Origin of the sequence: Bifidobacterium actinocoloniiforme DSM 22766 (genome assembly GCF_001263395.1) — a bacterium.
Taxonomy (GTDB): Bacteria; Actinomycetota; Actinomycetes; order Actinomycetales; family Bifidobacteriaceae; genus Bombiscardovia; species Bombiscardovia actinocoloniiformis.
In genome coordinates this window covers 1,611,022-1,625,437 of record NZ_CP011786.1, presented here as the reverse complement: position 1 = coordinate 1,625,437, position 14,416 = coordinate 1,611,022, and the positions used below count along the sequence as shown (strand labels likewise).

8 protein-coding genes and 1 pseudogene are annotated in these 14,416 nt (G+C 65.2%); 1 reads left to right on the top strand and 8 read right to left on the bottom strand.

All coding sequences use genetic code 11. From position 1 onward, the window contains the following. Positions 1-20: 20 nt before the first annotated feature. From AB656_RS06610 to AB656_RS06600, 3 genes and pseudogenes are all read right to left on the bottom strand, one after another. Positions 21-1,541: pseudogene (locus AB656_RS06610) on the bottom strand (acyl-CoA carboxylase subunit beta); the annotation flags it as partial. A gap of 209 nt (positions 1,542-1,750) precedes the next feature. After that, entirely contained in the window at positions 1,751-3,670 is a 1,920-nt protein-coding gene (locus tag AB656_RS06605; RefSeq protein ID WP_081924988.1) for an ATP-binding protein, read from the bottom strand. After that, entirely contained in the window at positions 3,667-4,719 is a 1,053-nt protein-coding gene (locus AB656_RS06600; protein WP_158336168.1) for a biotin--[acetyl-CoA-carboxylase] ligase, read from the bottom strand. The genes AB656_RS06605 and AB656_RS06600 overlap by 4 nt, the downstream gene beginning before the upstream one ends. Positions 4,720-4,883: 164 nt before the next feature. On the opposite strand from AB656_RS06600, the gene AB656_RS06595 reads away from it, so the two are divergent. Beyond that, positions 4,884-6,290 carry a PucR family transcriptional regulator gene (locus AB656_RS06595; protein ID WP_144418958.1) on the top strand — a complete coding sequence of 469 codons (1,407 nt, stop codon included), beginning with the start codon at positions 4,884-4,886 and terminating at the stop codon, positions 6,288-6,290. 39 nt (positions 6,291-6,329) lie between these two features. On the opposite strand, the gene AB656_RS06590 is transcribed toward AB656_RS06595, so the two are convergent. The 5 genes from AB656_RS06590 to AB656_RS06570 all read right to left on the bottom strand — a co-directional run bounded on the left by AB656_RS06590 (position 6,330) and on the right by AB656_RS06570 (position 14,263). Further along, on the bottom strand, positions 6,330-7,154 hold the full coding sequence (locus AB656_RS06590; RefSeq protein ID WP_051905472.1) for a helix-turn-helix transcriptional regulator: 825 nt from the start codon (positions 7,152-7,154) through the stop codon (positions 6,330-6,332). A gap of 123 nt (positions 7,155-7,277) precedes the next feature. Further along, positions 7,278-8,579, bottom strand: a complete 1,302-nt coding sequence (locus AB656_RS06585; RefSeq protein ID WP_201777323.1) for an L-cysteine desulfidase family protein — start codon at positions 8,577-8,579, stop codon at positions 7,278-7,280. A gap of 45 nt (positions 8,580-8,624) precedes the next feature. Beyond that, positions 8,625-9,959, bottom strand: coding sequence for an SLC5/6 family protein (locus AB656_RS06580; protein ID WP_201777322.1), 1,335 nt, complete (start codon positions 9,957-9,959; stop codon positions 8,625-8,627). After that, a complete protein-coding gene (locus tag AB656_RS06575) occupies positions 9,956-10,324 on the bottom strand; it encodes a Rid family detoxifying hydrolase (protein WP_033504240.1) in 369 nt (122 codons plus the stop codon). Before AB656_RS06575 ends, AB656_RS06580 begins: the two co-directional genes overlap by 4 nt. A gap of 147 nt (positions 10,325-10,471) precedes the next feature. After that, positions 10,472-14,263 carry a DEAD/DEAH box helicase gene (locus tag AB656_RS06570; RefSeq protein WP_034982943.1) on the bottom strand — a complete coding sequence of 1,264 codons (3,792 nt, stop codon included), beginning with the start codon at positions 14,261-14,263 and terminating at the stop codon, positions 10,472-10,474. Between the last annotated feature and the right edge of the window lie 153 nt (positions 14,264-14,416).

Genomic DNA, 14,416 nt, shown 5'->3' with positions numbered 1-14,416 from the left:
AAAAGGTTGAATTTATGCGTTTACAAGGGCTGATTGCCGTGGTGTTTATCCACGATTCGCCTCCTGCGCTTGGAGGCTAGGGTGCGCAAGGAGCCGACGACGGCCTCCCGGGTCTGCTCCGGGTCGATCATCGCGTCGATCTCGCCCATCTCCAGGGAGAGGTTGGCGTTGACCGTCTTCTCCTCATACTCGGCGGCCAGGCGCTCACGCAGGGCATCCACGTCACGCCCCTCCTCCTTGGCTTTCTGCAGGTCCCGCCGGTGGATGATGCCGACCGCGCCCTGGGCGCCCAGGACCGCGATCTGAGAACTGGGCCAAGCGAAGTTCATGTCCGCCCCGATGGCCTTGGAACCCATCACGATGTAGGAGCCGCCGAAGGCCTTGCGCAGCACGACGGTCACCAGCGGCACCTGGGCGTTGGCGTAGGCGGCGATGACCTTGGCCCCGCGGCGGATGATGCCCGCGTGCTCCTGGTCGCTGCCGGGCTTGTAGCCTGGCGTGTCAACCAGGGTGATCACCGGCAGGTTGAAGGCGTCGCACATGTTCACGAAGCGGGCCACCTTCTCCGATGAATCCACATCCAGACTGCCCGCGTCCACCAACGGCTGATTGGCGACGACACCGACCGGGTGCCCTTCGACGCAGGCGAAGCCGACGACCGCCGAACGGGCGAAAAGCTCCTGGACTTGGACGAACTCCCCATAGTCCACTACGGCGCTGATCACGTCCAGCACGTCGTAAGGCTGGCGGTCGTTGGAAGGCACGATCGTGGCCAGGCGCTTGGCGGCGGCCTGCTCGGCGCGGCCGGAGGCGTAAGCGTAGGTCGGAGGCTCCTCCTGGCAGTTGGAAGGCAGGTAGGCCAGGACGGTGCGCGCGTAATCGATCGCGTCCGCCTCGTCCTCGCCCAAGTAGTGGGCCACACCGGACACAGAGGCGTGGACCTGCCCGCCGCCCAGCTGGTCCATGCTGATCGTCTCGCCGGTCGCGGCCTTGACCACGTCGGGTCCGGTGACGAACATGTTGGAATTGCTCTTGGTCATGATGATCAGGTCGGTCAGGGCCGGGCAGTAGACCGCTCCCCCGGCGCAGGGCCCCAGGATCAGTGAAATCTGCGGCACGAAGCCGGACGCCTGGCAGGTCTTGCGGAAGATGCGCCCATATTGGGTCAGGGCCGCGACCCCCTCCTGGATGCGCGCGCCGCCCGAATCGATCAGGGCCACAATCGGCACGCCCAAATCGATGGCCTGATCCATGAGCCGGCAGATTTTCGCCCCTTCCGCGCTGCCAAGGGTGCCGCCGCGCACCGAGAAATCCTGCGCGTAGACGGCCACCTTGCGCCCGTAGACCAGACCGAAGCCAGTGATTACAGCCGCTCCGGCCCGCCCTCCTTCGATGTCGCCGCCAGCGAAGCGGCCAATCTCCTCGAAGGAGCCGCTGTCGAACAGGAGGTCCAGACGCTCCCGGGCCGTCCCCTTACCCTTAGCGCCCTGCTTAGCGCGAGCGTTCCGCTCAGCCTCACGGGCCAACTGCGCGGCCCGGCGAATCGCGCCCTTGGCGTTGCGCCCGCCAGCCGGGTTCTCAGTGTTCCCTTGGCTCCGGGCTTGATCACTGGCAAGGGGCTGGCTTCCGCCCTGGCTGCCCGTCGGGTCGCTGGCTTCACCTCGGCCAGGCTGGATCCGGTCTTGAGTCCGGGCCTGGGCTTGCCCGCCGAGCTTCCGGCGCTTTTCCTCCGCCGTTACCATCGCGCTCATCACCGCCCTCCCGTCTTGTCGCTCGCCTCTTCGATCGCATCGCGCTTGTGGCGGCCGCGCTGCTCGGCGCCGCTTTCGCCGTCGTCCTCGGATTCGTCGGCCGAGCCCAGGTCCAGCTGAGCCAAGGTCTGACCGGCATCCACGCCCTGACCGACGCTGACGTCGATGGAGCGCACGGTCCCCTTGGCGGGCGCATACACGTAGTTCTCCATCTTCATGGACTCCAGCACGACCAACAGGTCGCCCTTGTCCACTGGCTGTCCGTCGGCCACCTTGATCCTGGTTACGACAGCCTGCATACTGGCCACAATCGTGCCTGAACGCTCGGCTTGGTCCTGCGCGTTCACGGCTTGGTCCCTGGCGCCCTGCCCGCGCAAGGGCTGCTGCGGCCGACGCGGGACGTGGCCGCCCGAGCCCGCGCCCAGAGCCTCCAGGGCCTGCTGCGGCAGGGCGAGTTTGACCCGCTTGTCATCAATCTCGATGGCGAAGGTCTCCATGCCCGCCCCGGCGGCCGGCGCCGAATCGGGTCGTCCGGCGCTCATGGATGCCGGCTGGCCCGCTGCTGAGGCCTGCGGCTCCTGGTTCAAGTAGGTGCGCTCCAGCCACTTGGTGGTCACCGTGAAGGGGTGGCCTTCCTCGGCGGTAAAGGCAGGATCAGAGAAGATCTTCCGGTAGAGCGAGGCGGGCGTGGGCACGCCTTGTAGGTCCAGCTCCTCCAAGGCCCGCCGGACCCGGGCCACGGCCGTCAACCGGTCCTGGGCCCGCACGACCAGCTTGCCCATCATCGAATCGTCGCGCGGGGAGACTGTGTCTCCCACCTGTACGCCGGAGTCCACGCGGATGCCAGGGCCCGAGGGCCAGCTAATCGACTCGATTGTGCCGGAGGCCGGGGTCAGGTTGGTGGCCGGGTCCTCGGAGGTGATGCGCAGCTCGAAAGCGTGCCCGCGCGGGTCGGGCGCCTCGGTCAGCTCGCCGCCGTCGGCTATCGTCAACTGCTCGCGCACCAGGTCCAGCCCGCAGACCTCCTCGCTGACCGTGTGCTCCACCTGCAAACGGGGGTTGGCTTCCATGAAGTAGACATCGTCCTCAGGGGTCACCAGGAACTCGCAGGTGCCCAACCCTACGTAGCCTACGGTGTCGAAGAGCGAGTAGGAGTAAGTCTTGAGCCGCTCGGTCACTTCCGCCGGCAGGAAAGGGGCCGGCGCCTCCTCCACCAGCTTCTGGTTGCGCCGCTGCACCGAGCAGTCGCGAGTGGAGTAGACGGTGAAGCGACCGTGGCTGTCGCGCCCGGATTGGGTTTCGACATGGCGGGCCTTGTCCACGAATTTCTCGATGAAGTAATCGCCGAGGTCGCCGCCCTGGAGGGTGTCGTGGCTCATGTAGAAGGCGCGCAGCTCGTCGTCGTTGGAGATCAGCGTGATGCCGTGTCCACCGCCCCCATCCGCTTTCTTCATCATGACCGGATAGCCCTGCTCATGAGCGAAGGCCAGCAGGGTCTTCATGGACTTCACTGGCTCGCTCAGCCCCGGCACCACAGGCACTTTCGCCGCATCGACCACCTTGCAGGCGGTGATCTTGTCACCCAGCTCATCCAGCACTCGCGGAGAGGGTCCCACCCAGGTGAGCCCGGCGTCGATGACTTTGGTGGCGAAGGAGGAGAACTCGGAAAGGAAGCCGTAGCCTGGGTGGAGGGCGTCGGCGCCGGAGCGCAGGGCGGTCTCGACGATCAGGTCCTCGTTCAGGTAGGTCTGCTGATTGGTGTCGCCTGGCAACAGATAGGCTTCGTCGGCCAGCCGCGTGTATGGGGCCTGGCGGTCCCGCTCCGCGTACAGGGCGACAGTGGCGATGCCCATCTCCCGGGCGGTGCGCACCACCCTGAGCGCTATCTCACCGCGATTGGCTACGACCAGCTTCCTCATCCGCGCTGTCCTTTCACTCGCTTATCGCCCGCCTGGCCAGGCTCGGCCAGTTCGGGCAGCACGCCTACGTCGCCTGTGGATACGTTGATTCTCCGGCCATCATCCAACAGGACCTCCAGCGAGGCGTCCAGGCCAATTCCCAACGCCTTGCCTTCCACTGCCGCAGCGGCCACCGGGTTCACCCGCACCCTTCGGCCCAGGGTCCAGCTATTTGCCAGGGCCTGTTGGCGCAAGGACAGACGGGCCTCATCCCCACCAGCAGCCAGGTCGGTCAGGCGGGCGGGCAGACGGGTGCTGACCGCGCGGGCCAGCCCGTCCCGAAGAGGCCTGTACGCCGGCAGGGGGCCGAAATGGAGCTGAAGTGAGGTGGAACCGGCGATGGGCAGATCGTCCGCCGGCACGAAGAGGTTGAGTCCTACGCCCGCGATGAGAATGGACCACCCACCCTCCATGAGCAGGCTCTCGCAGAGGACGCCGGCCAGCTTGCGGCCCGCGCAGAACACGTCGTTGGGCCATTTGAGAGCGAGGCCATCGCCCTCCAGGCCATCACGAGCCGTGCCATCGTCAGGCGAGCCTTGGTCGAGCGCCTGCGCTCCGCAGGAGGCCAGGACCTCCCGAAGCCCTTCCATCAGCGATAGCCCGACCGCCGTTGGCAGCCAACCCGAAGCGGGGCCGGTCAGCAGGTCGGTGGGCAGGGCCGCGGCCCAGGTGCCTAAGAAGGACTGTCCGGCCCGGCTGTACCAGGACCGGTCGAGCCGCCCACGGCCCCGGGTCTGGTCGTCAGTCAAGGCGAGGCTGAGCACGATCGGCGCCGCTGGCCCCGCTTCGGTTACCGACCGTTCAGACCCATCCCCTGCGAATACCCCAGCCACCCGCTCCCGGGCGTCTTCCAGGGGTGAGTCTGCCAGGACCCGCGCCAAGTAGCTGTTGGTCGAGTCAACGACCCCCAAATCCGCTACGGACGCCAGGCCGCAGTCTCCCAGGTCCAGGACCCGCAAGCCCGCGGGCCGCTGGTTCGAGGCCGGTTCGGCGTGATCGTGAGTATGCACAAACACCAAAGTAATTGAGAGCAGCCGACCCCCGAAAGCCTCCCACCTACAAATCGGGCCGGCATGTTTTGTGCCTGCCCCACAAAGCCCTGCCCTCTCACCCGGCCGCGCCCCTTGCGCGAACATGCCGGAGTTCAGGCACCAGAGTGGCTAAGCTGAAAGGCATGAGCAAAGCAGGAGCGGCGACGGGTTCCCACCCGTCAAACCGCAAGACCGCCAAAAGCACGGCAGGGGCCTCGGATGGGGAGCACGCCCTGTGGCACGTCTTGCAATGGCATTCCAAGGGAGCCAAGTCGCCCCAGGACGGCTCACCCCTGCGAACCTGGCAACGGGAGCGAACCGACCAGCCCGGCCCGGAGGAGGCTAAGCCCCAGGACCTGCCCCAGCCGGTGCGGCGCATCCTGCGCCAGGCCCAGGACCACCTGGGCGAGACCCTGCCCTGGTATCAGACCCTTTCGCCCGCGGACAAGGCCACCTTGGACTTGGTGATCGAGACCGCCGTGGCCAACTTCGTCTCCTGGCAGGCCGACCTGACCGCTGACCTGGACAGCGACGACGCGCCCCGCCCTTCGCTGGAGCACATCTTCTTCATCGCGCCCCTGGAGTTCACCCAGGTGGTCAGCCTGCGCCAGGCCTTGGATGTGACACGAGTGATCGTGGACCTGCTGGAGAACAACGTGGAAGCGTTCGCCCAGAAGGGCCAGGAACGAGCCACCCGCGACGCGATTCTCTACTATGCGCGCGAAGTGGCCTTCTCCGCCGCCGCCATCTACGCTGACACGGCCGAGATGCGCGAAAGCTGGAACGTGCGCGCCGAGACGTACGCGATGGAGAACCTGGCTAACGGAGTGACCGACAGCAAAGTGGCCTCGCAGATGGCGGTCCTGGGCTGGCCGGGCGAGAGCTCCTGCTTCGCCCTGGTCGGCAAGCCCAGGAAGGGCGGGCAGTTAAGCTCCAGTGCGGCGGCCAGCCGCATCCGTCGCAGAGTGCGGTCCATCGGGGGCCTGTGCCTGGTCTCGGCCCACAACGATCTGACGGTCGTCCTGATTGACCCGCGCGACCAGGGCGGGCCTGAGGAAGTGAGCGCCGGCCTGCTCCACTTCTTCGCCGAGGACGCGCCGGTCTGCCTAGGGCCCCTGCGCCGGGGCGTTGAGGGCGCCTCAGAGACCATCCGCGCCGCGCTCACGACCTACCAGGTGGCTCCAGCGGCCGATGACGTGTTCGCAGGGGGCGGCCCGGCCCGACCCCTCCAAGCCGACGATGTCCTGCCGGAGCGGGTCTTGGTAGGCGATGCCGCGGCTGCGGACCAGCTCTACCGGGATGTGTACGGGCGTCTACGCCAAAGCGATCCCCACCAGATCATGCTGGCCACCCTGGATGCTTTCCTGTCTTGCGGACGCTCGCTGGAATCCGCCGCCAAGCGCCTGAGCGTCCACCCCAACACAGTGCGCTACCGTCTCAAGCAGTCGGTCAAAATCACCGGCTGGGACCCCACCAACCCCCGAGAGGCCTTCGTCTTGCAAACCGCCCTGAAAATCGGCCGCATCCGCGACGCTGCAACGACGAACTGACCCCGGTCTGCGGCCTGGTGAAGGTCCGCCAGTCGACCCTCAGCGCTTGCGGGACTGTTGGAGGTAGCGGTAAATCGTGGATTCGGCTACGTCAAGCAGTCCGGCGATGCTGGAGATTGAGCCTTTGAGCAGGAAATAGCCTGAGGCATCGAGCTCGCGGATCACACCCATGCGCTCATCAAGGCTGAAGCGGCTGAGTTCACGGCCGGTCGAAGAGACCGCCTCGTTGACCACCCGCTGGGCCATGTCCTCCACCGACAAACTCAGGTTCTCCTCCTCGGCGGCGCTCCCGACCGCCGACGCGTGGTTGATCCGGGAAGGGGAGGACGGGAATTCGGAGGCCACGGCCGGTGGGACCGAGGAAGATGGGGCCTCCACGGTTGAGGCGTCCGCCGCCGGTGGCATCTCCGTAGAGAGCGGGAAGTAGGCCTGGCGCACTTCTCCGACAGCCTGGGAGAGCCTGGAGAGGGCGGTCTGGTCGTGGTTGATGCAAAGCATGCCGACGATTCGCCCCTGGCGGCGGATGAAGAAGGTGGAGGAGACCAGCGGCGTCGCGCTGTTGGCCGAGTGCCCCGCGTAACCGACCAAGTAGTCGCGGTTTTCCGCCTCGCCCCGGCCCAGGATCCGCAGCATCAGGTCGGTGGCCGGAGCGCCCAAGCCCCTGCCGCTGACGTGCCCATTGGCAATGGCCACTATGGAGCTGTTGGGTTGGGAGGCGTCGTGCAGGGCCACCTCAGTCATAGGCCCATAGACCTTACCCAAGAATTCGACCAAGGGTTTGAAGGTCATGACGAAACGCCTGTCCTCCAGGACCTGCGCCTGCCCGCGCTCCGCCCCGTCGGGGGGCTCGATCGTATCTTCCATAATCACCTCGAGAGTTCAGTCTACCGCCTGCAAAGCCGGCCAGCCCAGCGCTTAGTCGAACGCCGCAGGGCGGTCGTCCGAGCCTGTAGCCCGGACGACCGCCCTGCTTGCCAAGCGGCGGGATCAGCCCTTGTTCATCATCACATCAATCACGACCGGATCGGTGGACTCCATGCCCTCGGTGCCCAAGCGGCCGATGCCGCGGATGGTCTGGTCCACGTCGGGGCAGACCATGCCGTTGCTGGAGGGGATCTCGACGCCCTGGAGGGCCAGGTTGACCGAGCGGTACATGGATGATGCCGAGGTGGCGACCTTCATCGCGCAGGAGCAACCAGCGCCATCGCAGACCATGCCCGCGGCGTCGCCGGCCATGTTGTTGATGGCCGCTGCGGCGGTGTCGTAATCCTCGCCCATCAGGTAGACGACGGCGGCCGCAGCGCCCATCGACGCGGAGTCGGTGGCGCAGAAGGGGCCGAGGATCGGCAGGAAGGAGTGGATGTAGATGGCGATGAGGTGGGACATGGCCAGGGCGCGGATACGCTGCTCGTCCGAGGCGCCCACGTACTTGGCGACCACGCACACCGGCACGGTGGCCGAGATTCCCTGGTTGCCCGAGCCTGAGTTCGACATGGCCGGCAGCGTAGCGCCACCCATGCGAGCGTCGGAGGCGGCGGAAGCGTACGCGACGATCTCGGTGGAGATGTCAGCGTCCACGCCGGAGCCAAAGTTCACGGAGCGCGCCTTGTTCATCGACATGCCTAGCTTGAGCCCGTACTCGTGTGTAAGCCCTTCCTCGGCCAGCGCCATGTTCAGCTTGCCGGCCTCGTCCATGAAGGCGATCTCCTCCAAGGGCTCATTCAGTGCGAAATCCCACATCTCGCGTAGCTTATGGCTTTGCAGCGCCTGCCGGACCGAGGAGACCGCGTGGGCCGCCGGGCGCTCCTCCTCCTTGAGGACCTGGCCATTGCGCGCGATCTTGTAGATGTTGGTGTGGTCGCCGGCGATGTAAACGGTCACGTCCTCGGAGTCGTTGGCGATCTCCACCTCCACGTACAGGTCGTCATCGACGTGGGCCGCGTTCACATCGATCTTGCCGGAGTCGGCCAAGGCCTTGATCTTGCCGACATCCTCGGGGTCGATGTCGGCGATCACCTTGAGCCCGGCGTCGGGCTGGCCGGAGATGATGCCGGCGGCGGACGCGATCTTCAGGCCGGGGGCGCCGGTGCCGGGCACGATCACGGCCAGGGCGTTCTTCAGGATATTGGGCGAGACCGAGACGCGCACATGCCCCACGGTCTTGTCGTCCATCAATTTGATGGCGTTGGCCGCGGCGTAAGCGACGGCTACGGGCTCGGTGCAGCCGGTGGCAGGCAGCACGTTCTCCCTGAGCGCTTGGATGAACAGATCCTCATTGGTCTGCATCATGATATTTCCTTCCGATTGGTTAGCGCTGAAGCGCTGCTTGGCGCATTACAGGAATGCGAAGAAGGGCGAAACCACCAGCAAGATGCCTACGAAGATAATCAAGTAGAGGCTGGGGCCCTTGAACTTGTGGAGCTTGGGGACCTTGTAGACCAGATAGACGGGAATCAGGCAGCCTATCATGCCGAAGATCGGCGAGCAGATGGATGTGAAGCTCGTTACGGGAGCGTTCAGCAGGATAGCGCCCCAGGCGACCAGGACCGAAAAGACGAGAATCGAGAAGCTCAGGACCTTCATATTGATCTTGTCTTCGGGAATGAAACGCTTGAGGACGTTGGTGGCGATGCCTTGGCAGGCTTCCTTGAAACCCATGAAGACCCCGAAGAAAGCGGTCATGACCGCGAAGATGTTGAGGATCAAGCTCAGGATCTTCACATAGTTGCCAGGCATGTTCTGCGCCGCGATGGCCAGCGTGGAGACGTTCTTCTCGTAAGCTTCGACCGCCTGGTCATGGCCCAAGGCCAGGTTGAAGGAGACCGCGTAGAAGAAGACCACGACGAAGAGGGTGACGAAGGCGATGTTCATGGCCCTCAGCGCCTTGTATCGAGCCACTTCGACGCTCTTGTTGTGAGAGCGGAAGGAGATGACCATCGGGGAGAGCGACTGGATGAACAGGATGGAGGTCAGCGTGAACGGCAGCAGGACGATGGTCTGCTTGACCAGGTAGCCCATAGGGGGGAAAGCGCCGACGTTCTTCAAGTTCCACATCCCGATCATGACCACGCCCAGGGCGGCGACGATGACCAGCTTGGTCAGCACCATGAAGGTTGAGATGCGGAAGAGCACCTTCTCAGCCCGGGAGGCGATGGACACCAGGGCGATGACGATCACCAGCCCGTAGAAGGGGTTGTCCGACCAGACGCCCTTGGTGATGTGGAAGGAGTGCAGGTAGGAGGCCGAATCGTTCGTGATGGCCGTCGAGTAGACGAAGACCCAGATCAGCAGCATCAGGAAGTAGAGCACGCCCAGGAAGAATCCCCAATTCTTGCCCAGGTAGCCGCTGATGACCGAGGGGTAATCCTCGCACTCGTCCGATTCAGCCAACGTGTTGATGAAGAGCTTCTGGAAAAGGTACATGGCCGGATAGGCGATGACCGCCGAGACCAGGAAGACCCACAAACCGATCATGCCCACCTTGACCGGCAGGAAGACGATGCCGGCGCCGATGGCCATGCCGATGCTCATAACGACCCAGCCCCAGTCGGTGCCGTCGAACTTAGTGGCCTTTTTCCATTCATCCACGGTCATGCCGGCCTTGGCCGCATGTTTCTCGACCGAGCTGAGTTTGACCCCGTTCGCTTGGTCCGTAATGCTTCCGCTCATCCTTGACCCCCTAGGGCGATCGCTTCGATTTCAATATGGGACTGCATGGGCAGGGCGGAGACCTCAATCGCCGTCCTAGCCGGGAAGGGCTCCTTAAGCGCCTGCGAGAACGCCTCATTGACCTCGGAGAAGACGGACAGGTCGTCCATGAAAACGGTGAGTTTGATCACATCCGACCACTCCAGACCCTCGTTCGAGAGGATGGCGCCGATGTTCGCCAGGCTCTGCAAAGCCTGGTCGTGGACGCTCGTGGCTTCGATTCGGTTGGTCTCCGGATTGAGCGGCAGCTGCCCTGAGGTGATCAGGAACCGTCCTTGCGTCCGGTAACTTGAGTAGGGGCCTATCGCTTCTGGTAGCTTCTTCACGAGGAACATCCTTTCTCCATTGAAGGCATGAGGGCGAGCGCCCGGTCAGGACGCGATTCAATAAAAGTTTATCACAATAATAAATTATTACCACATCGGAGCTCAGGCGCCCTTGCCCGGCCCCGACAGCGGCGTAATCACAGACCGTCAACCCAGGAGCGAGAGCAGGTCGTCCCGGGTCAGCGAGGAGATCGAGGTCCCGTTGGTGGATGAAGTGGAGTCCACGAAACGCGAGGCCAGATCGGACTTGCTCTTCTGCAGGCCCAGAATCCGCTCCTCGATCGTGTCCTTGGCCACGATCTGGTAAACGTTGACGTCCTGGGTCTGCCCGATCCGGTGGGCGCGGTCATTGGCCTGCTCCTGGGCGGCGGCGTTCCACCAAGGGTCCGCATGCACCACCACGCATGCGCCGGTCAGGTTGAGCCCGGTGTTGCCGGCCTTAAGGGATATCAGGAAGACCGGGGTGTCGTCTTCATTAAAGGAGTCCACCAACTCCAGACGCTTGCGCTTGGGGGTGGCGCCTGTGATGACCTTGTAGTCCACCCCGTCGGCGCGCAGGCGCTCGGCGATCAGATCCAGGTAGGAGGTGAACTGGGAGAAGATCAGCATCTTGCGGCCCGCGTCCCGGCAGGACCCCACCAGCTCCTCGATCGCGTCCAACTTGGCCGAGGGAATCTTGCGGGGGGCGCGCCGGGCTTGCTCCGCCGCCTGCTCCAGGCGCTCGGAGGCCATCTGCTCCACCTCGGCCGGCTTGCCGAAAGCCTGGGGGCTCGCGGCCTCCCGAGCGATCGCCGAAGCCGCCTCGGGCACACCCTCGCCCACGTTGGAGTAGAGCAGGCGGGGGTCGCAGCAGACCTGGCGCAGGCGGGTCAGTTGGGCCAGGACCTGGAGCTTGCCGTTCTTGAACTCCACGTCGCGCTGCTTGTTCAGCGTCATCCTCAGCCCCTGCTCCAGGGCGGCGTAAATCCTGCGCTGCTCGCCCTGAAGCTGCACGGTGATCACGTTCTCGATCTTGTCAGGCAGATCCTTCAACACGTCCGCCTTGCGCCGGCGCAGGATGAAGGGCCCCACGAAGGCCTGGAGTTTGGCCTGGGCGTTCTCGTCGCCGCTCAGGATCGGCAGTTCGAAGCGCTCGCGGAAGCGCCGGTAGGAGCCCAGGATGCCGGGCATCAGGAAGTCGAAGATGGACCAGAGCTCGGCCAAGCGATTCTCGATTGGGGTGCCGGTCAGGGCGAAGCGCTGGCGGGCGTCCAACTTGCGCACGGCCTGAGCGGACTTGGTGGCGTGATTCTTGATGTACTGGGCCTCGTCCAAGGCCACGCAGTAGAGCTTCAGGCCCTTATAGTCCTCGATGTCCCGCCGCAGCAGATCGTAGGAGGTGATCAGCAGGTCGCAGTCGCCGGCCTGGGCCAGCACCCGCCGACGCCCCTCCTTGCCGCCGGCCACCGGCGCCACCTTCAAGGAGGGGACGAATTTGGCGCACTCAGCAGCCCAGTTGTAGACCAACGAGGCCGGGCACACAATCAGGCTGGGCCCTACCCGGCGAGCCTCCTGCTGGCGAGAGGCCAGGAAGGCCAGGAGTTGCACGGTCTTACCCAGGCCCATTTCATCGGCCAGGATGCCGCCGAAGCCCTTGTCGCAGGCTGAGCTCAGCCAGCGGAATCCCTCCTCCTGGTAGGGCCGCAGGACCCCTTTGAGCTCGGCGGGCAACCGGTAACGGGAGGGGTCCACCTGCTTCAAGTCGCGAATGTAGCGCTTGAACTCCTCATCCTTGTGGTCCTCCTCCACCTGGGCGTCCCAATAGTAGGCCTCGTAGGCGGGCACCGTTACCGGCCCGGCCTCCAAGGAGCCCGGCTTGAGCCCCAGGTCGGCCTCGGCCTCGTCCAATGCGGACATATCGGCCTGGGCCAAGTTCACGAACGCTCCGTTCTTGAGCCGGTGGTAACGCTGCTTCCTCCGGTAGCTCTCCAGCAGGGCCGGCACTTCCTCCGGAGCGATCTCGTCGGCGATCGGCGAAATCTCCACTAGGCCTGATTTGACCGACAGGCCCAGCCGGATCGTGGGGTGGGAGTCGGCGCTCAGCCCGTCGAAGGCCGGTGTGGAGTAGACCTCGCCCAGGCTGCGCAAGACGGGCAACCCCTCGGTCAGCAGCTTGTAAATAGCCTTATCGTCCGACTCGGGGATGCGGGCGAGGACGCCCTGGGGCTCGGGGAAGTAGTGGCGGGCGGCCTCCACGGCCAGGCGTTCGGCCGACTTATCGCGCACGACCGGCTCGTGGGCGCCGATCCCAGCGAAGACATGGAAGCGGCTCTCACCGTAGCGGGCTTGAAGGTCGCAGGTCACGCCGTCGGCGTCACGGTCCAGGTAGATCTCGATCACGCACGGCAGGCGGCGCAGGTCCAGGAGCTCGGGGGGCAGGGTTGCGCGGATGGCTCCCTTCCCCGTGCCGGAAGCCCCGTCTTGGGCCGCGGGAACGACGGTATCGGAGGCGCTGCCCCCGCCGTCGCCCTCGGCCTCCTGGGAGGCGGGAGCCGCAGGGCTCAGCGCGGGCAGGACGGTGCGGCTGAAGGTCTCCAAGTCGCTGGAATCCAGGAAGAGCCCCTGACCTTGACCGTTGCCCTCGTCGCTGTCGGAGCCAGGGGCGCACAGGGCGCTGACCAGCTCGCTGTGGGCCGCGAAGGCATGGGAGCAACGGTAGATGGTCGGGTTGGTCTCGAAGAGGGGGTCGCCCCCCACGGGCCAAGCCACCACAAAGGAAGAGTGGTGGCCGCCGATGAATCGGTCGACCGTCAGCTTGCGGCGGATCAGGTACCCTTGGCCGGCGCGATCGCCGCCCTCGCCGGCGGGCTCCACGCTCAGGCCGAGGTCCGGGTCCCCGTCCACGACCTGGGCCGGGCGTGCTTGGGCGTTGGGCCTGCCGCCTGGCGCGTAGTCCAGGGTCGAATCACTGCCGACGTAGAGGTCGAGGATGTCGCAGACCTCTTCTTCGGACAGGGTCATTTCGGTCAAGGGCCCCTTGTGCTGCCGGTAGTACCCAATCACGCCCTCCTGTCCGCTGGAGCGAATCTGGACGCCCCGCTGGAGGATGTCGAGCAGGCCCTTGGAGGCCTGATCGAAGCTGTCGCGGGAGTGAACGAACCCCAGTTTGCGCCCGTAGCAGTAGTAGAGGGAGTGGTCCACCGCCTGGAGGAGCTCATCGACGTCTTTGGCCAGGTAGGAGATGTGGCGGGAGGGGACGGTGACCCGCAGACGCAGCCCCCAGTCACCGCCTTCGCAGGAGAGGGAGGGGCGCAGGCTTACGCTGCCGATCGGCAGGTGGACGGAACCGAGACCGCCGCCCGAATGGGCCTGGTCCGCCTCGCTCTCGGCCCCCACGACCTTGAGCAGCTCCACCTGCCGCTTGCGCTTGCGCTGGCGCTGTTCCTCACTAGCTTGATCCATGAAGTCGAGCAGGCGCCGGGACGTGCGGCGCTGAACCGGCCGCTGGGCTTGGCCGGTCTGCTCGAAGAGCTCAGGTGAGTCGTTGTAGAGCATGACCAGCGCGATCACGTGCTTGCAGACGGCCCCCAGGCGCCCGAAGGCCGGGCAGGTGCAGGAGGAGTCAACGACCGTGGCCTTGTCCAGGTCCACCCGTGCCTTGACCTGGTAGTCGTCCGCGTACTCGTAGGAGTTGACCACCGAAGCCGACAGGGCCAGCTCCCTGGCGTGGGCCCGGCAGGCCATGCCTTGCAAGCGCTTGGATTGGACAACTTCGTAGGCTCGGAAGAAGGAGCCGCGACCCAGGCGCTTGAGCTCCGCCTCCGACACCACGTCCAGGCGGCCGTAGGCCTTGCCTTCCGCGTCGCCACCGTCGAAGCCGAAGCCCTCGTCATCCTCGTCGAACCCATACCGGCTCTCTCGCCCGGCCCTGGCCCCGTACACCGACGCATGCCAATCCAAATGCTCCGCCTTTCGTTTGTCCGCAAACTTTGAGCTTACCTCCTTTCCCCGCGCCACGCTCACCAAGGGGTCCTCCTGGCTGAAAGCGAAGACCGATTCCCGTTCGAGGGCGGGGATGACCGTCCTCCACCTGCATATGTAAGGTACTTGACA